Annotated in this window: 23 protein-coding genes; 21 read left to right on the top strand and 2 right to left on the bottom strand. The window is 58.6% G+C overall.

Annotated features, from left to right (window positions below):
* The first annotated feature begins 3 nt into the window (after nt 1-3).
* The gene (locus PKC29_13620) at nt 4-1,440 is read left to right on the top strand and encodes an efflux transporter outer membrane subunit (protein HML96457.1); all 1,437 of its coding nucleotides are present in this window, start codon (nt 4-6) and stop codon (nt 1,438-1,440) included.
* A 193-nt stretch (nt 1,441-1,633) separates the two neighbouring features.
* On the opposite strand, the gene PKC29_13615 is transcribed toward PKC29_13620, so the two are convergent.
* Nucleotides 1,634-1,792, bottom strand: coding sequence for a hypothetical protein (locus tag PKC29_13615; GenBank protein HML96456.1), 159 nt, complete (start codon nt 1,790-1,792; stop codon nt 1,634-1,636).
* Nucleotides 1,793-1,952: 160 nt separating this feature from the next.
* Here PKC29_13615 and PKC29_13610 point away from each other — a divergent pair, with 160 nt between their 5' ends.
* From PKC29_13610 to PKC29_13555, 12 genes are all read left to right on the top strand, one after another.
* Complete coding sequence (locus PKC29_13610; GenBank protein ID HML96455.1) at nt 1,953-2,330, top strand: VOC family protein; 378 nt, start codon at nt 1,953-1,955, stop codon at nt 2,328-2,330.
* A gap of 124 nt (nt 2,331-2,454) precedes the next feature.
* Nucleotides 2,455-2,937, top strand: a complete 483-nt coding sequence (locus PKC29_13605; protein ID HML96454.1) for an SRPBCC family protein — start codon at nt 2,455-2,457, stop codon at nt 2,935-2,937.
* Between the two features lie 42 nt (nt 2,938-2,979).
* Entirely contained in the window at nt 2,980-3,423 is a 444-nt protein-coding gene (locus PKC29_13600; GenBank protein HML96453.1) for an SRPBCC domain-containing protein, read from the top strand.
* A 19-nt stretch (nt 3,424-3,442) separates the two neighbouring features.
* A complete protein-coding gene (locus PKC29_13595; protein ID HML96452.1) occupies nt 3,443-3,928 on the top strand; it encodes a DoxX family protein in 486 nt (161 codons plus the stop codon).
* On the top strand, nt 3,906-4,460 hold the full coding sequence (locus PKC29_13590) for a dihydrofolate reductase family protein (GenBank protein HML96451.1): 555 nt from the start codon (nt 3,906-3,908) through the stop codon (nt 4,458-4,460). Before PKC29_13595 ends, PKC29_13590 begins: the two co-directional genes overlap by 23 nt.
* 11 nt (nt 4,461-4,471) lie before the next feature.
* Nucleotides 4,472-4,894 carry a GFA family protein gene (locus PKC29_13585; protein HML96450.1) on the top strand — a complete coding sequence of 141 codons (423 nt, stop codon included), beginning with the start codon at nt 4,472-4,474 and terminating at the stop codon, nt 4,892-4,894.
* A gap of 101 nt (nt 4,895-4,995) precedes the next feature.
* Nucleotides 4,996-5,424: a nuclear transport factor 2 family protein gene (locus tag PKC29_13580; GenBank protein HML96449.1), complete on the top strand. Its 429-nt coding sequence runs from the start codon at nt 4,996-4,998 to the stop codon at nt 5,422-5,424.
* Nucleotides 5,425-5,505: 81 nt separating this feature from the next.
* Nucleotides 5,506-5,922: a YciI family protein gene (locus PKC29_13575; protein ID HML96448.1), complete on the top strand. Its 417-nt coding sequence runs from the start codon at nt 5,506-5,508 to the stop codon at nt 5,920-5,922.
* A gap of 21 nt (nt 5,923-5,943) precedes the next feature.
* Nucleotides 5,944-7,245, top strand: coding sequence for a sigma-70 family RNA polymerase sigma factor (locus tag PKC29_13570; protein ID HML96447.1), 1,302 nt, complete (start codon nt 5,944-5,946; stop codon nt 7,243-7,245).
* A gap of 215 nt (nt 7,246-7,460) precedes the next feature.
* A complete protein-coding gene (locus tag PKC29_13565; GenBank protein ID HML96446.1) occupies nt 7,461-8,003 on the top strand; it encodes a type 1 glutamine amidotransferase domain-containing protein in 543 nt (180 codons plus the stop codon).
* Between the two features lie 26 nt (nt 8,004-8,029).
* Nucleotides 8,030-9,043, top strand: coding sequence for a TIGR03557 family F420-dependent LLM class oxidoreductase (locus PKC29_13560; protein HML96445.1), 1,014 nt, complete (start codon nt 8,030-8,032; stop codon nt 9,041-9,043).
* Between the two features lie 121 nt (nt 9,044-9,164).
* Nucleotides 9,165-10,256 (top strand): nitronate monooxygenase, encoded by a 1,092-nt coding sequence (locus PKC29_13555; GenBank protein HML96444.1) that lies wholly within the window; start codon nt 9,165-9,167, stop codon nt 10,254-10,256.
* 295 nt (nt 10,257-10,551) lie between these two features.
* Here the strand turns inward: PKC29_13555 and PKC29_13550 are convergent, their stop codons facing one another.
* Nucleotides 10,552-10,986 carry a hypothetical protein gene (locus PKC29_13550; GenBank protein ID HML96443.1) on the bottom strand — a complete coding sequence of 145 codons (435 nt, stop codon included), beginning with the start codon at nt 10,984-10,986 and terminating at the stop codon, nt 10,552-10,554.
* A gap of 313 nt (nt 10,987-11,299) precedes the next feature.
* Between PKC29_13550 and PKC29_13545 the strand changes: the two genes are divergently transcribed.
* From PKC29_13545 to PKC29_13510, 8 genes are all read left to right on the top strand, one after another.
* Complete coding sequence (locus tag PKC29_13545) at nt 11,300-11,473, top strand: hypothetical protein (GenBank protein HML96442.1); 174 nt, start codon at nt 11,300-11,302, stop codon at nt 11,471-11,473.
* A gap of 142 nt (nt 11,474-11,615) precedes the next feature.
* On the top strand, nt 11,616-11,996 hold the full coding sequence (locus PKC29_13540) for a hypothetical protein (protein HML96441.1): 381 nt from the start codon (nt 11,616-11,618) through the stop codon (nt 11,994-11,996).
* A 1,725-nt stretch (nt 11,997-13,721) separates the two neighbouring features.
* Nucleotides 13,722-14,777, top strand: coding sequence for an ABC transporter substrate-binding protein (locus tag PKC29_13535; protein HML96440.1), 1,056 nt, complete (start codon nt 13,722-13,724; stop codon nt 14,775-14,777).
* A 39-nt stretch (nt 14,778-14,816) separates the two neighbouring features.
* The gene (locus PKC29_13530) at nt 14,817-15,872 is read left to right on the top strand and encodes an ATP-binding cassette domain-containing protein (protein HML96439.1); all 1,056 of its coding nucleotides are present in this window, start codon (nt 14,817-14,819) and stop codon (nt 15,870-15,872) included.
* The gene (locus tag PKC29_13525) at nt 15,872-16,633 is read left to right on the top strand and encodes an ABC transporter permease (protein HML96438.1); all 762 of its coding nucleotides are present in this window, start codon (nt 15,872-15,874) and stop codon (nt 16,631-16,633) included. The genes PKC29_13530 and PKC29_13525 overlap by 1 nt, the downstream gene beginning before the upstream one ends.
* Nucleotides 16,634-16,901: 268 nt before the next feature.
* Nucleotides 16,902-17,039 (top strand): hypothetical protein, encoded by a 138-nt coding sequence (locus PKC29_13520; GenBank protein ID HML96437.1) that lies wholly within the window; start codon nt 16,902-16,904, stop codon nt 17,037-17,039.
* A gap of 164 nt (nt 17,040-17,203) precedes the next feature.
* Nucleotides 17,204-17,872, top strand: a complete 669-nt coding sequence (locus tag PKC29_13515; GenBank protein ID HML96436.1) for a hypothetical protein — start codon at nt 17,204-17,206, stop codon at nt 17,870-17,872.
* A 39-nt stretch (nt 17,873-17,911) separates the two neighbouring features.
* Nucleotides 17,912-19,300, top strand: a complete 1,389-nt coding sequence (locus PKC29_13510; GenBank protein ID HML96435.1) for a porin — start codon at nt 17,912-17,914, stop codon at nt 19,298-19,300.
* Nucleotides 19,301-19,612 lie beyond the last annotated feature (312 nt).

The following is a 19,612-nucleotide window of genomic DNA, read 5'->3' as shown; positions in this document are numbered from 1 at the left end:
GCAATGAAAAAAATAATCGCAATATTACTGGCGCCGGCGTTGTTCCTTTCGGGCTGCTCTTTCGTCCCGGCCTATCAGCGCCCCGTCGTGGAGACGCCGCCCGCGTGGGGGGAGGCCGGGGTCCGGACGAACGTGGACGTGGCCGCCGAATGGTGGGAGTCTTTTTCGAGCCCGGAGCTTAATGCGCTCATGGCGCGGGCGCTCGAATACAATACGGACCTTGGGGCCGGCGTCGAGCGCGTAGAGCAGGCGCGCGCTGCTCTCAAGATAGCGGGGGCTACTCTCCTCCCGTCGGCGGGGCTCGGGGCGGACGCGGACTGGTCGAAGACCGTCCGGACGAGCGGCAGGAACGGCAGCGACACGTTCCTCCAGGCAGGGGTGGACGTATCGTACGAGCTGGACCTGTTCGGCGCGAACAGGGCGCGTGTGCTCGCGGCGGAGGCCGGGCTCGAAGGCTCGATATACGACCAGGGGGCGCTCGAGCTCGCAATTATGGGGGACGTGGCCACGGGTTATTTCACGCTGGCGAGCCTCCGCGAGCGCCTGGCTATCGCCGACGCGAACCTCGGCATATCGCGCGAGGTGCTCCGCATTATTACGGCGCGGGTGCGCGAGGGGGCGGAATCGGAGATAGACCTCGCGCAGCAGCGGACGGCGGTGGCGTCCACCGAGGCGGCGCGGGCCGTGATCGCCGAGCGTATCAAGAACGCCGAGAACGCGCTGGCGGTGCTGCTGGGCGCCCCGCCGCAGACTATTACCGTGGACCGGGAGAACCTCGACGGGGTGAGCGTGCCGGATATCGCGCCGGGGCAGCCGTCGGAGCTCCTCGAACGGAGGCCGGACCTTCTGGCGGCGGAGGCGTCGCTTATAGCGGCCAACGCCAACATAGGCGCGGCGAGGGCGGCGTTCTTCCCGTCTATCTCGCTCGGGGCGGGGGACCTCCTTTCGACGACCGGTTTCGGCGACCCGGCGACGATGGTTCTGTCGCTTGCGGCGTCTATAGCCCAGCCGATATTCGAGGGGGGGAGCCTCGAGGGCGGGCTAGAGCTGGCGACGGCGGAGCAGAGGGAGCTTGCGCAGCTCTACCTCGGGAGCGTCCTGACGGCGTTTCAGGAGGTGGAGGACGCGCTGGCGGCCGTGAAGTACACTCGCGAGCGTGAGATTTCTCTCAAGACCGCGATGGAGCAGGCGCAGCGCGCGTACAGTCTTTCGCTCCGCCTCTACGACGCGGGGGCCATAGACTTCCAGACGCTCCTCGATACGCAGAACGCGCAGCTCGTGACGGAGGACGAATACGCGCAGGCGAAGCTGGCGCGCCTTACGGCGGCCGTCAACCTCTACCGCGCGCTCGGGGGCGGCTGGGTTTCTTCGGGCGAGGCCGAGGCTTATAAGGCGGGTGGAAGGGGCCTGTCAGGGCAAGGTAGTGAATCGAGCTTGTAGGAAATACTTAGAAATAAGCCGTGATAGTGCCGAGCGCCCCCGTGAGATTTTAGTCCTTAAGTGCTTCGAGTCAGGGCGAAGCGGGTGCAAAAATATCCTAAGGCGGGGATATGTAAGTTTCCCGTCGGGATGTAAGAAATCCTCCACCCTGCACGCGCTTGATTAAATCGCTTCCTTTAAACCTTTCCCTGTTCTAGTGATTCCGGTCTTTGTTGTCGTCGTCGGGCTGCCGGGCGTCCTTGTCTTTTTCGTCGGATTTTTCGGAAACGGTGGCAAGGCTGTGGGCCTTGTCTACATCGGCGTGTTCGTAGAGGAAGTAATCCAGAAGTCTCGTATCTATGTCGCTCCGCATACTTATCACCCCCTTGCGAATATAGATATCTTCATTCTACCACATTACCGGCTTGCTAAGTAACCTTTTTAAATGAGACGGTCGCGGGGTGTCCAAAACGGCGCGCAAAGATCGTCGTGTATATGAAGGCTGGTGGAGAGAACAGCAAAAGGAGAGGCAGATGCTAGAGAATGCAAAGATGTTCGGCAGTTTTTCGGTGAACGACTTGAAGAAGGCGCGCGAGTTTTATGGTGAGACGCTGGGGGTACCGGTGGAAGCGGTGGACGGGATGCCGATCCTGAGCGTCGGCGGCGAGGGCGGAACGATGATCTACGAAAAGCCGGATCACGCTCCGGCGACGTTCACGGTGCTCAATTTCAGGGTTGACGACCTGAAATCTATGATGAAGGAGCTCGGGAGCAGGGGAGTCCGTTTCGAGGTGTACGACACGGAAGGGATTAAAACGGATTCGGACGGCGTCCTCACCGAGGGCGGAATGAGCATCGCGTGGTTCAAGGACCCGGCGGGAAATATATTATCAGTTCTCGAAGAGAAATAGGTTAGGCTTTGATATCGAGGGCTATCTTGCGGGATGCGGGCGTCCGGAAATTCTTCGCGCCGGGCATCTGCGCCCGCCCCCCGGCATCAAACGAAAGGTAATCGAAAATCGCGGGAGAGAATAAATGCCGAAAGACGGATTTTTCGAGTTCGAAGGCGATAAGGAGATTGTGCTTACGTGTGATTTCGGGGCCCCGAGGGATCTCGTTTTCAAGGCCAGCACCGACCCCGAGCTCGTTCCGCGCTGGTGGGGCCCGGCGAATCTCAAAACGACCGTGGACAAGATGGACGTCCGCGAGGGCGGTGAGTGGCGCTTCGTTCAGCAGGACAAGGACGGGAACGAGTTCGCGTTCAGCGGGGTGTACAGGGAGGTTTCGCCGCCGGGGCGGCTCGTGTACACGTTTAATTTCGAGCTTATGCCCGGCCACGAGTCCGTCGAGACCATAACATTCGAGGAGAAGGACGGCGTCACGACGTTCAGGGACGTCGTTCGTTTCCAGTCCCGCGAGGACAGGGACGGGATGGCGCAGTCGGGCATGAAAGAGGGCGCGGGCGAGACGATGGACAGGATGGCCGCTCTTTTGAGGGAGCTTCAGGGGCCGATATAGACGGCGGATATAGGGCAGGGCGCGACGACAGTGGGGAGCGATATGAGCAGGGAAATGATACACAAGTCTATAGAGATCGACGCACCCAGGGAGAGCGTGTGGGAGGTTCTTACGACCCCCGTGCATGCCGGGATATGGATGAGCGAGTTCTCGGAGGGCTCGCACGTCGACGGGGAGTTCGGCCCGGGCGAGACGTTTTATCTGAAGAACGGCGAGGGGGACGGGCTTAGGGGGAAGGTTACGGCGTGGGCGCTCGGCGAGCGGCTGAAGATAGCTTACGACGGCGTCCTGGTAAAGGGGGCCGAGACGCCGAACAGCCCCGGGAACGCGGAGTGGAACGGGTGCTTCGACGCCTACACCCTTTCGGCGAACGGCGAGAAAACCATCCTCGCCATAGAGTCCTTCGTCTCAGGGGAATATGCCGAGGCCACCTCCGGGCTCTGGGACAAGGCAATTCAAAAGATAAAAGAGCTTTCAGAACAATAACACCCGGGACGGAGGATATATGGGTTTACTGACCGGAACCAATAAAACGATGTTGAGCATTTCGATTCTGCTTCTCCGCCTCGTGCTCGGCGGGATTCTTTTCGTCGCCGGGGCGGGGAAGGTATTCGGATGGTTCGGCGGAATGGGGCTCGAAGCGACGCTCGAGGCATTTACGCAGATGGGCTTTTCGGCCCCGCTCGCTCACCTGAGCAATTATACGGAGCTGATCGGGGGCCTGCTTATCGCGATCGGGCTTCTCACGCGCCCCGCGGCGCTGGCGATCGCGATAAATATGCTCGTGGCCACGGTGGTATCGCTGCCGCAGGGCTTCATGATAGGGGCGTCTTACCCGTTCAGCCTGTTCATGGTTTCGCTTGCAATTCTTCTATCGGGGCCGAGGTCTATAAGCGTTGACGCCTTCTTTTCGGAAGGGCCGCGCGGGCCGGCGCCGAGTACAGCCCCACGGTTTAGGAGCAGCGCCGATGAGAAAGGTCGTCGTCTCTAATCTCGTATCTTTGGACGGTTTCATCGCGGGCCCGTCGGGGGAGATAGACTGGTTCAGCGTGGGCGGGGATTTCATGGATTATACGAAGGAGCGGCTCGGATCGATGGGGATACTCCTCTTCGGAAGGGTGACGTACGAGCTCATGGCGGGGTACTGGCCGGACGCCTCGCCCGCCGAGAACGACGAGGCGATCATCCACGCGATGAACGGCCTTCCGAAGATAGTCTTTTCGAGGACGCTCGCAAGCGTTGAGTGGAACAACGCCGTCGTGAACAGGGGCGACCCCGTGCACGAGACGGAGAGGATGAAGGCCGAGGGCGGGAAGGACATCGTGATATTCGGGAGCGGGACCATGGTTTCCGCGCTTTCGGCCGCCGGGCTCGTGGACGAGTACAGGATATTCGTCAACCCAGTGATCCTCGGGGCCGGGAAGACGCAGTTCGGCGGCGTCGGGCACAGGGTCGGGCTCAGGCTTAAGGAGACGAAGGCGTTCGCTGGCGGGCTCGTCCTGCTGACGTATACAAGAGATTGAAAGGAGCCGATATGAAGAAAAAATATTCGGGAAGCTGCCACTGCGGCGAGGTCTCGTTCGAGTGTGAGGCCGACCTCGAAAACGGCACCAGCAAGTGCAATTGCTCGGTGTGCAGGAAGGGGAGGTACTGGAAAACGCTCGTGCCCGAGGCGGAGTTCAGGCTGCTCCGGGGCGGGGAGGCGCTTACGGATTATCGATTCGGGAGCGATACGATCCATCACCTCTTCTGCAGCCGGTGCGGGATAAAGCCTTTCGGCAGGGCGCATCTCGACATCGAGTTCCAGGGAGAGAAGCTTTCGGGGGAGTTCTACGCCGTGAACATAGCATGCCTCGACGATGCAACAGACGAGGAGCTTTCGGCGGCGAGTGTCCGCTTCGAGGACGGGAGGAATAACGATTGGGAGAATCCACCGGCCGAGACGGGATATCTATGAGCCGGGCCGAGAATTTATTGCGCCCTGAAAATCAGGCGGCGAACGTGTCCATAATGACCTGACGAATACGTCGTATATATAAAAGCCGAAGGGAGGCATTTATGAGTGAAGAAGCGAAAATCAAGAGCATGGTGAAAGAGTGGTCCGAAGCGGTCAGGAAAAAGGACCTCGATAAGATAATGGCCATATACGCGGACGACGTGGTGTCCTTCGACGCCGTAGAGAAGCTCCGGTTCACCGGCAAGGACGAGTACGGGAAGCACTGGAAGGCGTGCTTCGAGTTTTGCCCGGGCGGGGAGTCGATGTTCGAGCCCGGCGAGATGACGGTCACGGCCGACGGGAGCCTGGCCTTCGCGCACAGTCTCCTTCACTGCGGCGGCGAGGGGCCGGACGGGAATTTCAATACGTGCTGGATGCGCGTGACGCAGTGCTTCAGGAAGACGGACGGGGAATGGAAGATAGCGCACGAGCACTATTCCGTCCCGTTCGACATGAAGACTGGACAGCCGCTCTTTAACCTGGAGCCGTAAGCATCGCCGCGGCCGGCGCGGATGCACCGCCGCGGATGTGCATGACGGAAAGAAACGAAGGAAAGGAGAAATACGATGGTCATGGAACCTGTAACGGAATACATGATGCTGTTCAGGGGCACGGGATGGCACAAGGGCCTCTCGCCCGAGGAGATACAGCAGATAGTGACGAAGATGCACGGCTGGCTCGACAGCCTGACGGCCGAGGGCAAGGCGAGGGCGGGGCAGCCGCTCCACTTCGAGGGCAAGGTGATCTCGGGGAAGAACGGCAAGCTGGTAGCCGACGGCCCGTTCGCCGAATCGAAAGAGGCCATAGCCGGGTATTTCATACTGACGGTGGACAGCATGGACGAGGCCGTCGAGATCGCCAAGAACTACCCGGGCCTCGATTACGGAGCTGAAGTCGAAGTCCGGCCGCTGGCGAGCGAATGCGCTGCCGCGCTCAATCTCCGCCGGGAAGAAGAGGCCGCGCGTGCGGCCGGGGCCGGCTCGAAGTAGAGGCCGGCGGACAGGCTGCGGATGAGCGATTCCGGCGCGGACAGTAACGCCGGGCCAGGGGACGTCTCGCGGATAGTCGAGCACTGCTTCCGCCACGAGGCGGGCAAGATGGTTTCGACGCTGACGAGGATATTCGGGCCGAGGCACATTAACCTCGCGGAAGACGTGGTGCAGGAGGCGCTCGCCCGCGCGCTCCAGACGTGGCCCTATTACGGCATACCCGGAAACCCGGCGGCGTGGATCACACAGGTTTCGAAGAACCTCGCGCTCGACCTCATGAGGCGGGACAAGACGTTCCGGAACAAGACGGACGACATAGCCCGGTTCATGGACGACGCCGGGCCCGCAGCGGGAGGGGACGGACAGGTGGCGTTCAAGGATGAGATAGGCGACGACAGGCTCTGGATGATGTTCATGTGCTGTCATCCGCTCGTACCGCCCGAGGCGCAGGTCGCCCTTTCGCTGAAGACCCTCTGCGGGTTCAGCACCGAGGAAATAGCGCGGGCTTTTCTGACGTCCGAAGCCGCCGTGACGAAGCGGCTCACGCGGGCGAAGAGGAAGCTCCGGGACGCTTCCGTCCCCTATGACCTCCCGACGGGGGAGGTGCTTAAGGGGCGGCTCGACTCGGTGCTGGAGACTATATATCTACTTTTCAACGAAGGCTACAAGGCGTCCGAAGGCGAGAGCATCATACGGAAGGAGCTCTGCCTCGAGGCTATAAGGCTCTGCGGGATACTGGCGGAACATCGCGTCGGCGACAGGCCGCACGTTCACGCGCTCCTGTCGCTCATGCTGCTTAACGCCGCGAGGCTCGACGCCCGCACCGACGGCGACGGAAATATCCTGACGCTGAGGGAGCAGGACAGGTCGCTCTGGGACCAGGGGATGATAGCGCGCGGGATGTATCACCTCGTCCGCTCGATGGAGGGGCGGGAGCCAAGCGTCTATCACCTCGAAGCCAGCATAGCCGCCTGCCACTCCGCCGCGAGGGATTACGAATCGACCGACTGGAAGCGCATCCTCTATTTTTACGACATCCTCGTCGGCATGGACAGCTCCCCGGTGGCGGCGCTCAACAGGGCCGTAGCCGTGGCGGAGGTTCACGGGCCGGGCGCGGGCATCGAAGCGGTGAGAGGCATACCGGGGCGTGAGCAGCTCGAATCGTATTTCTTACTCTACGCCGTCCTCGGGGAGCTCGAAGAGAGGCTCGGGAACAATGCCGCGGCGGCCGGGCATTTCAGGAAGGCCCTTTCACTCGCGACGATGAAGCCCGAGCGGAAGCTGCTGATGAAGAGAATAGGCGAGACGGAAGCGGGCGGTTAAAAAGCCTTTACAAATGTTATCTACTCAACAGCTCTTTCCGGAAAATAATTTCCAGCATGCTCCCGGCGGAAGATAATACCTTTCTGTAATCCATTCTGATTACCCGATATTTTCAGGCGCGCCGCACTGGCACGCATGTTGCACATGTATCACGTAGCCGCGCGGGGGTAACGGGGAGGGCGCGCGGCTCAATAAATCGTTACGGAGAATCGAAAATGGGAAATAATCTCGAAGGAAAGAAGGTCGCGATACTCGTGGCGGACGGGTTCGAGCAGGTGGAGCTTACGGCTCCAAAGGAGGCGCTCGAAAGCGCGGGGGCAGAGACCGTGATAGTTTCTCCGGAGAGGGGCAACGTGAAGGGGTGGAACCACACGGACTGGGGCGACGACTTCAAGGTCGACGAAGAGCTTTCCGAGGCCGACCCGGTCATGTTCGACGCGCTCCTCCTCCCGGGCGGGGTGATGAACCCGGATAATCTCCGTAGGAACCAGGACGCGCAGGAGTTCGTGAGATCGTTCTTCGATAGCGATAAGCCTGTAGCGGCCATATGCCACGGCCCGTGGACGCTGATCGACGCGGGCGTCACCAGGGGGCGCAAAATGGCGTCGTACCATACGATACAATCGGACCTCAAAAACGCCGGCGCGGAGTGGCGGGACGAGGAGGTGGTCGTGGACGGGAAGCTCGTGACCAGCCGGAAGCCGGACGACATACCGGCGTTTAATAAAAAGATGATAGAGGTTTTTGCCGGGGCTTGACGAAGGGAGAGCCGGCAGGGGGAATCATGACTAAATTCGGTTATAAGCTTATGAGCGAGGAGCACGGGCCGAAGGAGCTTATCCATAACGCGAGGCTCGCGGAGGATGCCGGGTTCGATTTCGTCGCGATCTCGGACCATTACCATCCGTGGCTGTGGAGCCAGGGGCATTCGCCGTATGCATGGAGCGTGCTGGGCGGCGTCGCGGCGGCCACGGAGAGCGTCGGGATAGTCACGGCCGTCACGTGCCCGTTCGTGAGATACCACCCGGCTATAATAGCGCAGGCTGCGGCGACGATGGCGATACTGAGCGGGGGGAGGTTCACGCTCGGGCTCGGCTCGGGCGAGAAGCTGAACGAGCACGTCGTCGGGAACGGATGGCCTCCTGTAAGGATAAGGCACGAGATGCTGTCCGAGTCCATAGACATCATACGCCTCCTCTGGCGGGGGGGCATGCAGTCGTACGAGGGGAATCATCTCAAGCTGGAGCAGGCGCAGGTGTTCGATCTGCCGGCCGAGCCGCCGGAGATAGTCGTCGCGATAGGCGGGAGAAAAGCCGCGCGGCTCGCCGCGGACAAGGCCGAGGGGATATTTACCGTCGAGCCCGATTCGAAGCTTATACAACACTGGACGGACGCAGGGGGGTTCGAGGACGGCCCGAGATATGCCGAGATGATGGCGTCGTGGGCGGAAAGCGAGGAGGAGGCCGTCGATATAGCATACGAGCGGCTCAGGTTCGGGACGGCGGGGTGGAGCGTCAACGCGGAGCTGCCGAACGTGGCGCACTTCGAAGCGCACAGCAGCGTCGTTCATAAGGAGGACATCGCGGACCTGGTCGTCTGCGGGCCCGATCCCGGGCTTTACGCCGACGCAATCGGGCGTTACACCGACGCCGGTTACGATCACGTCGTGCTGGTGCCCGCCGGGCCGAACCAGGAAGGGTTCATGCGATTCTGGGAGAAGGAGCTTTCGCCGCTCCTCATAGAGAGAGCGAGGGAAAAAATGGAGCCTTCCGGACCGGGAATATCTCTTCGGACGTAGACCCGCTACACGGGATTCGAATCACACTTGAAACTTATTCGACGGCGCCTTGGCGGAGGCCGGGGCATAAACGCTTTCGTCCGGTACAATAATTTTATGTACCGCTGGACGGAGGATAGAAATGGCTGAAAGATTCTGGCCGGAAGACGCGCGGAAATTTTGTAAAGGACTGGGTATAACGCACCCGATAATCCAGGCCCCCATGGCGGGCGGGCTCGTTCCGCCGGAGCTGGTGGCAGCCGTGTCGAACGCCGGCGGGCTCGGATCGTATCCCGGCGGGTACGTCACCCCCGACGCGCTCGATTCCGGAATCAAGAAAATAAAGGAGCTTGCGGAGAGGCCTTTCTCGGTGAACCTGTTCATACCGGAGGAGTCTCCCCCGGCCGCCGCGCCTTCGCCGAGGGTGGCAAAAAAGCTGTCGGAGATGGCGGCCGAGGTCGGCGCCCCCGGGCCGGGATCATCTGCGAAAGACAGCTATACATTCGAGGACCAGCTCGCGGTCGTTGTCGACAACGACGTCCCGGTTTTCAGCTTCACGTTCGGGATGCCCGACGCTTCGCAGATAAAGATGCTGCGGAGTAGAGGCGTCGCCGTCATTGGCACTGCGACTTCCGTCGCCGAGGCCCGGAGGCTCGAAGAGGCCGGCTGCTCGGCCGTGGTCGCGCAGGGTATAGAGGCCGGGGGACACAGGGGGACATTCCCCGATACGCCGCACCTGCCGATGACCGGCACCATGGCGCTCGTGCCGCAGATCGCGGACGCCGTGAATATCCCCGTCGTCGCGTCGGGCGGGATAATGGACGGCCGGGGGATAGTGGCGGCGCTTGCGCTCGGAGCGTCGGCCGTGCAGATGGGGACGGCCTTTCTCGGCGCGGCGGAGGCTTCCGTTCCGGAGGCGTGGCTGCGCGCCATAGATGAATCGGACGATACGAGCACCGTCCTCACGAGGGTATACACGGGCAAATACGCGCGCGGTATAAGGAACCGCTTCTTCGAGGATATGGCGAGCCTCGAGGCGGAAGTCCCGCATTTTAGTGTTTACCAGTCCCTCACCGTGCCTATCAGGGCCGCCGCCAAGGCAAAGGGGGACGCGAGGTTTATGTCGTTATGGGCGGGACAGGCGGCCCCGATGTCGAGGAGGCTCACGGCGGCGGAGCTGGTGGAGGTTCTCGCCCAAGAGAGCAGGGGGGTGCTGGAGGGGATGGGGAGGTGAGGCGCATTTTTATGAGGTACAGGCGTGGGTATTGATTGGAGGCGGGTTTAGAGATTCGACGAGCACTTTAACTGGAAAGGCAAAGGATTCTTAATGGATGGCTGGTGGAAAACTGAATAGGTTCCTGCTATTTTGGTTTGAGATGCTTCCGAGCAGTACCAGATATACTTTCTTGCAGTCTGCCGAGGACGTCCGATTCCTCGCTCGCTCGGAATCGTGGCTCGCGATATTTGGTGGGACCCCAGTCCTGACCTTCCCCCGCCTCGGGGGAAGGGATTAAATGTCGCATAGACTTCTACTGCTCGACGTCTTCGGACGGCTTTATGTCCCGTACGGTCCCGAGGGAGGATTTTACGCTGAGGTAATATTTCCCCCTGAACCTGACGTCTTCGGGGATATTGTTCTGACTGACAACGAGCTCGTATTCCCCGGTTGACGGCAAAGTCGCCGCGATTTCAAAAGGCAGCTCGGCGGTGCTGGTTTCTATCGTGGAGCCCCTGTTTTGAAGAATCAGGGTAGCCTGCTCTCCGCTGTGCCCCGACTCGGGGACATTTTCGAGAGTAATTACTATATTTTCTCCTTCCGTGCCCTGGAAACTCCACGTATCGCGGTCCCGTCTCGGCCTGGTGTTGTCATCCCCGAGGTTTGCCTGCGTGGTCGACGTGTCGGAGTCTCCAAAGGCGCGGGCTTGCGTGGTCGATGCGTCGGAGGAGGGATTATCCGGAGTCACGGTAAGTGAATCCTCGGTGAATGTAATATATACCGCGGTATCCCCTTTTGCGAGCGTAAAATTCTGCCCGATGCAATCGACCGGCGTTGGCGACTGAACAGGACCGGAGCAGTCGGAAACCGTGTTTGACAGACAACACAGCCAGGCGCCGTAGGGGGAGAATATAGTGACATCTACCGTATAAAAGTTATAGTCAACGGCTCCTTCTTTTATAAGACATGATTCACTTGAGTTCAGATCGCAGGCGTGTCTCCACGGACCATGGCAACATATACTCGTATCTCCGCCGCTGTTATTTGTGGCGTAGAAAGGTATGTGCTCCATAGAATACGCTTTATATGGGAAAGCAATAATAAAACTCAAAGCTAAAGCTATAAACAGATATCTGAAAGGACTCATGCCCCCTCCCTTAAATTGTGCTATAGCACTTGATTATATTATAACGGTGATTTTTTTAAATGAATTTAATGCGGTTTTGCCCGAATAACCGGATATTGGCATGGCTTAAGCCGGGCTTGAAAATCATGGGAGATATAAGAACTTTGACCCTCCCCAATTTTTTGTTGTGCTCCCATACCCTGTGTGTTAGAACGGATTAAGAGGTAAATCCACCACAGGAGGTGTCACAGATGGGCTTTACAGATAATTCCGGTTTAAAGCAGTTCAGCTGCGGGGACGTGATTCCAGGCAGCACCGGCATGTTGACGCTCGCCTTCGGGCCGGCTGCCGACCAGCTTAGCGGCGCTCCTGCCGGGAACGCGCAGTATCCGTTCTGGTTCGGTTGGTACCGCTGCAATTCGGGCGAGGAATTGAAGAAGTGGAAGAATTCCGAGACCCACGTCGCCTACTTCGTTACGAAGGGGAGCTTCAAGATATTGAGCGAAGGGGAGACGAAAACCGTCGGCCAGGGGACGTGGATAGGCTTTCCGCCGGCGTCGGAGTACGAGGTGCACTGCACGGAGAACGGCTCCGAGCTTTTGTGGGTATACGTGCCTCCGAAGGCGGGGTAATACGAATTATTAAATAGAGACTGAGGGACTATTCGTCCGCCGGGGAAGCCCCGCTTCCCGCGGCGGATTTCTTTTGGAGGGCTTATCGGAATTATGCCCTTCGGCTGTCACCTGAAGTGCGGCTGGTGGTAATAGCGTAATGCTGCTATTTCGATTGTTTACTGCTGAGGGTCTCCGGTGGATGAAGGGGGAGTTCTGAGCTGGCTGGTAAGGGTGGTGCAAGTGTGTTTCTCGGCGTAGCACCGAAGTTGCTGAAACCACGTGAAGCGCGTCTGATGATAATGGCAACGACGCTGCTACTTCGAATGTCAGCGGACACAGTCCGCCGGGCCGGGGACACGTAGTGTCGTTTTCGGCATAGCGCTGATGATGCCGAAACCACCTGTAGCGCGTCAGAAAATGATAGCAAGGCTTTCGCTACTTCGGAATCCTGCACGCGTGGCGTGCAAAATCATCGTTCCTTCGCTAAATCCTGTTTCTCTGATTAATTTGTAAGGTACCCCCTCACCCTTAATCCCTATTTTGATTTCGGATACTTTCGAGCTGCAATAGACAAACTTTCGTGCAGTCGGCCGGGGGCGTCCGAATGCTCGCTTGCTCGCATTCGTTCCCCAAGGGGAGAGGGGAGAATAATGGAGTCGGATTTTTAACGCTCATCCACTCGATGTCTTCGGCGGGGCAAGTCTGGTGATTAAATAGAACGGACGACCGGGCGTTGCTATGAATTTCCAAGTCGGCTACGCCGGATTCCTGCACGCGAGGCGTGGACACGTAGTGTCGTTTTCGGCATAGCGCGGGAGGTGCCGAGATCACCTGAAGCGCGGCAGGTGTCAAGGGCAGAGCGCTGCCACTTCGATTGTCTGCGGACACAGTCCGCACGGCCCGGAGGGGTATTGCTGCGCTGCTTTTGAGCAGCTTGCAATATGGTGGATTGGGATGAGGGGATAGTGGTGCTCTTCAATCAAATTCGAGTTCACTGCCTTTACGAACCCTTTAACGGCAAAGGCAAAGGATCTACTGCAACTTCGAAAGCTGGTGGAAGCTGCACAATTGGCGGCCTTGTGGGGGACGTACGGTGGTGACTGGTAGGTATGGAAAAGTGATTCTCTACTTTTGACTGACCAAAAGTAGCAAAAGTCACGGGCCGGGGAAAATTCTGCTAAAAATCATCGCTTCTTCGCTAAATCCTCCACCGGCCCACAGCCCCACATCGGATTTTTAACGCTCATCCGCTCGATTTTCTTAACGCGAATTTTGACGGCCCGGAAGTGTATTGCTGCGCCGCGAGCGGCTTGCAATATTAAGGGATTCTCGATGTAGCATAGAAGTTGCTGAAACCACCTGAAGCGCGGCTGGTGGTAATGGCAAAGCGCTGCCACTTCGATATCCAGCGGGCGTGGCCCGCCGGCCCGGAGGGGTATTGCTTCGCTGCGAGCGTCGAATGTCAGCGGACACGGTCCGCCTCGGCCGGATTTTGGGGCTGCATAGGGGTTCGCAATATGTTATAAATGTATTACAGGATTGACTCTCCCCGCGTATCCCGGGCTGAACGGGGTATAAATTTTAAACACATGGACATAAATTTATCGTGTTTCTGGTTACAATATATACAGATCGCCGTGCAGGACACGATTTTGTGCGGTTAACCGACCTCGAATAAAGGATATTTTATGGTGGCACGCGGCTTGCCACTTTTATAGCAACCCAAATAGGGAGGATTATTTAATGAATCTGAAGTTGTTATTGATTGCGGTGCTGGTTTCAGGCATCGCGGGCGCCGTTCCGGGCTACGGCGCCGAGGGTAAGAAGGTAACAATTAGAGCCGGGCATTTCCCCAACGTTACGCACGCGCAGGGCGTTATAGGGCAGGCCAGAGGGGATTTCGAGAAGGCCTACGGGGACGATGCCGATGTAGACTGGAAGATATTCACCGCGGGGCCCACGGCCGTGGAGGCACTGTTCGCGGGGGAGCTGGACATAGCCTACATCGGCCCGAATCCCGCCATAAACGGATATGTCAAATCGTACGGAGAGGCGCTCCGCGTAGTATCGGGTGCGGCCAGCGGAGGCGCGGCTTTCGTCGTCAGGAAGGACTCGGGCATCAAGACGGACAAGGACCTCGACGGCAAGAAGCTGGCGACCCCCGCAATAGGCGGCACGCAGGACGTCGCGCTCAGGACGTGGCTGGCGGAAAAAGGCTATAAATTAAAACAGAAGGGCGGGACAGTCGATCTTGCGCCGCTCGCGAATCCCGACCAGCTTACTCTCTTCATCAAGAAGGACCTCGACGGGGCCTGGACCGTGGAGCCGTGGGTATCGAGACTTATAGTCGAGGGCGGGGGCGAAATATTCGTCGACGAGAAGGACCTTTGGCCGAACGGGGAGTACGTGACGACCCATATTATGGTGAGCACGGAGTTTCTGAAGAAGCATCCGGACCTCGTAAAGACCTGGCTCGAAACGAACCTCGACATAACGAACTGGATTAACGAGAATCCCGAAGAGGCGAAGAAGGTTTTGAACGAGGAGATAAAGAGGGAGACTGGAAAGGCGCTCCCCGATGACATTCTCAACGCCGGATTCCCGAGGATCGAGTTTACGTACGACCCCGTTACGAGCTCTTTGTACGAGGTTGCGGCGGATGCGTACGATCTGGGGTTCCTCGGTAGGAAGAAACCCGACCTTGCGGATATCTACGATCTTACGATTCTGAACGGCATTTTAAAGGAGAGGGGGCTCGAGGAGATTACGGTCGGCTCCCCAAAAACCGCTGTGAACTGAGTATAATATATGCGCAGCAAAGATAGCAGAGGACCGATTATGAAAACCGTGAATCCCCCGAAAAAGCTGGACTCGCTTAAGCCGGAGAAGGTTATCGATCTCAGGCAGGCGATATGCCCGCATCCGCTTAACGTGATAAGGGATACGCTGAGGGATCTCCGAGAGAACGACGTCTTGCTGGCGGTGTCGGACCACGAGCCCACGGCGCTCGAAAACGCGCCGCGATTTTGCGAGAGAAGGGGCTATCCTTTCCGCACCGTAGAGCAGGAAGGCGTCTGGAATATTTTCATCCAGAAGGTCGAGGACAGGGATGCCAGGCTCAAGGTCGAAAACGTTTCCAAGACCTTCAACTCCGGGGACGGCAAGGTATCGGTCCTCAACGACATCGACCTGACTATCCGGGACGGGGAGTTCGTGACCGTAGTCGGCTCGTCGGGATGCGGAAAGTCGACGCTGCTTAATCTTATCGCCGGGCTCGACAAGCCGACGAGCGGGCAGATATTCGCCAACGGGAAGCGGGTCGAAGGGCCGGGGTCGGACAGGGTCGTGGTCTTTCAGGAAGGGGCGCTTTTCCCGTGGCTTACAGTGAGGGAGAACGTTGAGTTCGGGCTCAAGCTGAGGAGGGTCGCGCCCAAGATACGAAAGGAAATGGCCCAGGATTACCTGAAGCTCGTCGGGCTTGCCGAGAACTTCCACGGCTCATACGTTCACCAGCTTTCGGGGGGCATGAAGCAGAGGGTAGCCCTCGCACGGGCGCTCGTTATGGAGCCCGCGATACTCCTCATGGACGAGCCGTTCGCCGCGCTCGACATACAGACGAGGGAGTCGCTCCAGGACGAGCTCCAGAGGATATGGGTCGAGTCGCGGAAGACGATTATATTCGTCACGCATAACGTCGAGGAGGCCGTCATACTCGGCGACAGGGTGCTGGTATTCGCGAAGAACCCCGGCAGGATTAAATCGGAGCACGAGATAGATATCGAAAGACCCAGGCAGCCGGGTCATCCCGAGGTGTTTCTTTATACGAAGTGGATAACGGACGAGATAAGGGAGAACGGCGAAGCTGTCGATGAAGTACAGGAGGCCGCCGTCTGATGAAGCGCAAGATTATTCTCCTTACCGTATTTTATCTTCTTCTTATAGGGATATGGCAGGGGGTCGCGGCCCTCAAGATTTGGCCGCCGTATCTCTTTCCGTCACCGTCGGGTGTTTTCGATTCGCTCCTCGCCGGCTTCCAGGACAACAGCTTTACCATCGGCATACTCGCGAGCATGAAGAGGGTGCTCATCGGTTATTTCATATCGGTGGCAGGCGGGCTTCTTATCGGCCTCGCCATCGGGAGGGTCAAGGTCCTGGACGAGACGGTCGGCACCATAGTGCTCGGCTTTCAGGCGCTGCCGAGCATATGCTGGCTGCCGATTGCACTGCTCTGGTTCGGGCTCAGCGAGAGCGCGATCATACTCGTCGTCGTCCTCGGCTCGCTCTTCGCCGTGACTATAGGCGTCGATGCGGGCGTCAAGAACGTGCCGCCCATATACCTCAGGGCTGCGCGCACCATGGGCGCGCACGGGATCGACCTTTACATGAAGGTTATCATCCCGGCGGCGCTGCCGTCTATAATAAGCGGGCTCAAGCAGGGATGGTCGTTCGCGTGGCGCGCTCTCATGGCCGGGGAGCTCTTGTACGTGAGCATAGGGCTCGGACGCCTGCTTACCATGGGGCGCGAGCTCAACGACATAAGCCAGATTATCGCCGTCATGATAATCATCATAGTGATCGGCATCACGGTGGACAGGCTCGTATTCACGAAACTGGAGAACCGCGTCAGGGAAAGATGGGGGCTCTTGAATGCGTAGGCCGGCTTACATCGTTTCGACAAGGCTTTTCGGGTACGGTCTCAGGCTGCGCGGCACTTACTATTGTCGTACCATGCCGGGCTGTTAGCCGGGTTTTCTGATTACAAACGGATTTCCCCTTTTGGCCGGGGCGGAGTCGAGCCCTTTACGGGGGAGCTGCGGATGGACTCCGCAGGGATTGCGCGCCTTCCTGGCGGAACGGGCGCCCGGCGGCGGAGCTGTATGCGAATAAAGAGCGGTATTTAAGAGAAGTGGGAAGCGGGATTCGATGCGATACAGACCGACCGGAGAAACGGCGATGGAAAACGTGATCGAGAGGGGCTTTAACGGAGCCGCCGGGGCGGGCCGTGGGAAGCACTTCATAAGGAACAGGGCTACGTACTATTGTAGACCCGCCGGGGGATAGTATTTACCGGACATAGGGGAGATCCGGCGGGGGCCTGAAACAGGCCGTTGTCCGGGGACAGGGCGCGGGGGTTCTCCGCGCGGGATCGAGCCGGTTTTCGGATGAAAAAAGGCTCTAACGGCGGAGCTTTGCACAAAAACAGGGATTTTACAGGAGAAAGCAAGATGAAATCCGAAGATACGATCAGGATAACGCTCGAGGAATGGGAGAAAATAAGGACGTCATTATCGGAGATCGGGGACGTAGGGGATCTCGAACTCGAGCCCGAGCTTGGCTTCAGGCCGGCGAGGGGCTATAACGGTATTTATCTCGTCGGCAGTCTCAACAGGTTCGGCGCGGAATTTCCGGAAAAAGGTTATTTTACTCCGGAGGCGGCTTACGTTTATGTGAACCTCGCGGGGTATGCAGGCGCGAGGCTCGGGCTCGAGGATAGTTTTGCAGAGAGCTTCGGCAGCGGTTACAGCTGGGTGAGAACGGGGCTTTTCGACGTGTATTACGCGGGGGACCACAGGAGCATAATCAAGCAGCTCCTCTTCTTCCAGACGTTTTACCCGGTCGAGGGCGATTTTCACTGGACGTTCGAGTCGGCTGAAGTGAAAGACAGGCTCAAGCGGGTCTTCGCCGCGTTTCTTCTCTGGCAGGAGAATCCGGCCGAGTACGTCAAGGGGCTGAGGTCTTTCAGCGAGAAGCTGGAGCCGCTCAGGCGCGGGCTTTCGAGGGCGCTCGGCGTGCCCATATTGGAGCGGACCCGAAGCTCGGGCGTAAGATACACGAAGTACGCGCAGCCCGGGCAGGGGATCTCGGAAGGGGAGCCCCGATTCAGGGGGCGTTAGTGCGGGTCGATACAAAAAGACAGAGAGGAGGATAGTTAGATGATAAACAGGTTTAACAGGTACGTCGGGGCGCTCGCCTTGCTGCTGGTGCTGGCGTCGCCGGCGAGCTCGAGCGCCCAGTCGACGAAGCAGCAGATCGAGGACCTAAAGCAGCAGATAGAGATACTGCAGCAGCAAAACCAGCAGCAGATAGATGCGCTCAAGCAGCAGATAGAGCAGCTACAGGCCGAAAGGGCGGCGGACCGGGAGAAGGTGTCCGAAGTCGCCGAGTCGCAAAAGAAGGACGACGAAGCGTGGTATAACAAGTTTCTCGCCAAGTACGACAAGGGCCTTATATTCGAGAGCGACGACGGAAACTACAAGCTGAGGTTCAGGATAAACGCTCAGGCGCAGCTATCGGTCAACGATACGGACGAGGAGCTTACGTCGACGAACTTCCGGGTGAGGAGGCTTCAGTTCAGGTTCGACGGCAACGCGTTCAGGCCGTGGTTCCTTTATTACGTCATGTTCGACGCGTCGAGCGGCACGATTCTGAGGGACGCTTACTTGACGTTCGCTTACCGGAAGGAAATCGCGCCGAGGGTGGGGCAGTGGAAGGTCCCGTTCTACAGGGAGGAGCTCACGTCTTCCACCTCGCTCCAGCTCGTCGAGAGGTCCATAGTGAACGAGCAGTTCACGCTCGAAAGGGACCGCGGATTCTCGGTCCAGGGCGGGCTCGGGGCGAACAACAACTTCTCGTACGCGCTGGGCGTATTCAACGGCGACGGGCTTAACGGCACGAGCGTCGATTCGAACCTCCTTTACGCGGGGAGGATTCAGCTCGGAATCGGCGGGGACGACGCCAAGTTCAACCCCAACGGCCAGTTCGCCACGGCGAGGGCATACGAGGCCGTGCCGAACTTCGCCAGGAGCCCGACGTTCGTAATCGGCGCGGCGGCATCGACGCTGCCCGGGCTCAATTGCGACAGGAAAACGCCGAACGGGCTCGTTTGCCAGAGGGTGGCCGAGCTCGGATTCCCGCAGTCGGACTTCACGACACTGACGGGCGACATAAACTTCAAGGTTCCGTTCTTCAGCGTGGAGGGCGAATACGTCGGCAGGTGGCTGTCCCCGGATACCGATTCGCAGGATACCGCCTACGACCAGGGCTTTAACGTTCAGAGCGGCGTGTTCCTACTGCCCAAGACCGTCGAGCTCGCGGGAAGGTTTTCGTACATAGATTACGATACGTCCTCGGGCGTCGTGCCGCCCGGGGTAAGCGTCTCGAATACGAGCTGGGCCGTAACCCCGGGCCTCAACTACTACCTGTCGAGGGACCACAGGTGGAAGATCCAGGCCGATTATTCGTTCATAAGAAATACGTTTACGGAGGGCGCTCCGGACATTGACGAGAACATATTCCGGGCCCAGCTCCAGGCGTATTTTTAACCCGGAAGAAAAGACAGTACTCTCCCATTACCTCCTTTAGCGAGCCTGCCGCCTGTGAAAACAGCGCGGCAGGTTTCTTTATTCCGAATCTGCTACTGCTTGATTTGTATACCTTGGTGGTATTATAAATATTGATATTATCGCCCTGGAGGAAAGAGACACCTTGAACACTAGTCAGAACACTATGACAGATATTAGATATATGCCGTCCTACAGTGTTCCCGAAGCGGCTTCTTATTTGAGGATCCCGGTGTCTACACTTCGGGCGTGGATAGGCAGACAGCGCGACTTCGCTCCGCTTATTATCCCCGC

The sequence above is a fragment of the Thermodesulfobacteriota bacterium genome (genome assembly GCA_035325995.1).
Taxonomy (GTDB): Bacteria; Desulfobacterota_D; UBA1144; order Nemesobacterales; family UBA2774; genus JADLGH01.
Note: the sequence above shows the minus strand (reverse complement) of the source record. Positions and strands in the feature narration are given on the sequence as shown.

What these genes read in the sequence shown, in the direction of transcription:
- PKC29_13620 (HML96457.1), top strand. Translation starts at nt 4, where the DNA reads ATGAAAAAAATAATCGCAATATTACTGGCGCCGGCGTTGTTCCTTTCG.
- PKC29_13615 (HML96456.1), bottom strand. Translation starts at nt 1,792, where the DNA reads ATGCGGAGCGACATAGATACGAGACTTCTGGATTACTTCCTCTACGAA.
- PKC29_13610 (HML96455.1), top strand. Translation starts at nt 1,953, where the DNA reads ATGCTAGAGAATGCAAAGATGTTCGGCAGTTTTTCGGTGAACGACTTG.
- PKC29_13605 (HML96454.1), top strand. Translation starts at nt 2,455, where the DNA reads ATGCCGAAAGACGGATTTTTCGAGTTCGAAGGCGATAAGGAGATTGTG.
- PKC29_13600 (HML96453.1), top strand. Translation starts at nt 2,980, where the DNA reads ATGAGCAGGGAAATGATACACAAGTCTATAGAGATCGACGCACCCAGG.
- PKC29_13595 (HML96452.1), top strand. Translation starts at nt 3,443, where the DNA reads ATGGGTTTACTGACCGGAACCAATAAAACGATGTTGAGCATTTCGATT.
- PKC29_13590 (HML96451.1), top strand. Translation starts at nt 3,906, where the DNA reads ATGAGAAAGGTCGTCGTCTCTAATCTCGTATCTTTGGACGGTTTCATC.
- PKC29_13585 (HML96450.1), top strand. Translation starts at nt 4,472, where the DNA reads ATGAAGAAAAAATATTCGGGAAGCTGCCACTGCGGCGAGGTCTCGTTC.
- PKC29_13580 (HML96449.1), top strand. Translation starts at nt 4,996, where the DNA reads ATGAGTGAAGAAGCGAAAATCAAGAGCATGGTGAAAGAGTGGTCCGAA.
- PKC29_13575 (HML96448.1), top strand. Translation starts at nt 5,506, where the DNA reads ATGGAACCTGTAACGGAATACATGATGCTGTTCAGGGGCACGGGATGG.
- PKC29_13570 (HML96447.1), top strand. Translation starts at nt 5,944, where the DNA reads ATGAGCGATTCCGGCGCGGACAGTAACGCCGGGCCAGGGGACGTCTCG.
- PKC29_13565 (HML96446.1), top strand. Translation starts at nt 7,461, where the DNA reads ATGGGAAATAATCTCGAAGGAAAGAAGGTCGCGATACTCGTGGCGGAC.
- PKC29_13560 (HML96445.1), top strand. Translation starts at nt 8,030, where the DNA reads ATGACTAAATTCGGTTATAAGCTTATGAGCGAGGAGCACGGGCCGAAG.
- PKC29_13555 (HML96444.1), top strand. Translation starts at nt 9,165, where the DNA reads ATGGCTGAAAGATTCTGGCCGGAAGACGCGCGGAAATTTTGTAAAGGA.
- PKC29_13545 (HML96442.1), top strand. Translation starts at nt 11,300, where the DNA reads ATGTGCTCCATAGAATACGCTTTATATGGGAAAGCAATAATAAAACTC.
- PKC29_13540 (HML96441.1), top strand. Translation starts at nt 11,616, where the DNA reads ATGGGCTTTACAGATAATTCCGGTTTAAAGCAGTTCAGCTGCGGGGAC.
- PKC29_13535 (HML96440.1), top strand. Translation starts at nt 13,722, where the DNA reads ATGAATCTGAAGTTGTTATTGATTGCGGTGCTGGTTTCAGGCATCGCG.
- PKC29_13530 (HML96439.1), top strand. Translation starts at nt 14,817, where the DNA reads ATGAAAACCGTGAATCCCCCGAAAAAGCTGGACTCGCTTAAGCCGGAG.
- PKC29_13525 (HML96438.1), top strand. Translation starts at nt 15,872, where the DNA reads ATGAAGCGCAAGATTATTCTCCTTACCGTATTTTATCTTCTTCTTATA.
- PKC29_13520 (HML96437.1), top strand. Translation starts at nt 16,902, where the DNA reads ATGCGATACAGACCGACCGGAGAAACGGCGATGGAAAACGTGATCGAG.
- PKC29_13515 (HML96436.1), top strand. Translation starts at nt 17,204, where the DNA reads ATGAAATCCGAAGATACGATCAGGATAACGCTCGAGGAATGGGAGAAA.
- PKC29_13510 (HML96435.1), top strand. Translation starts at nt 17,912, where the DNA reads ATGATAAACAGGTTTAACAGGTACGTCGGGGCGCTCGCCTTGCTGCTG.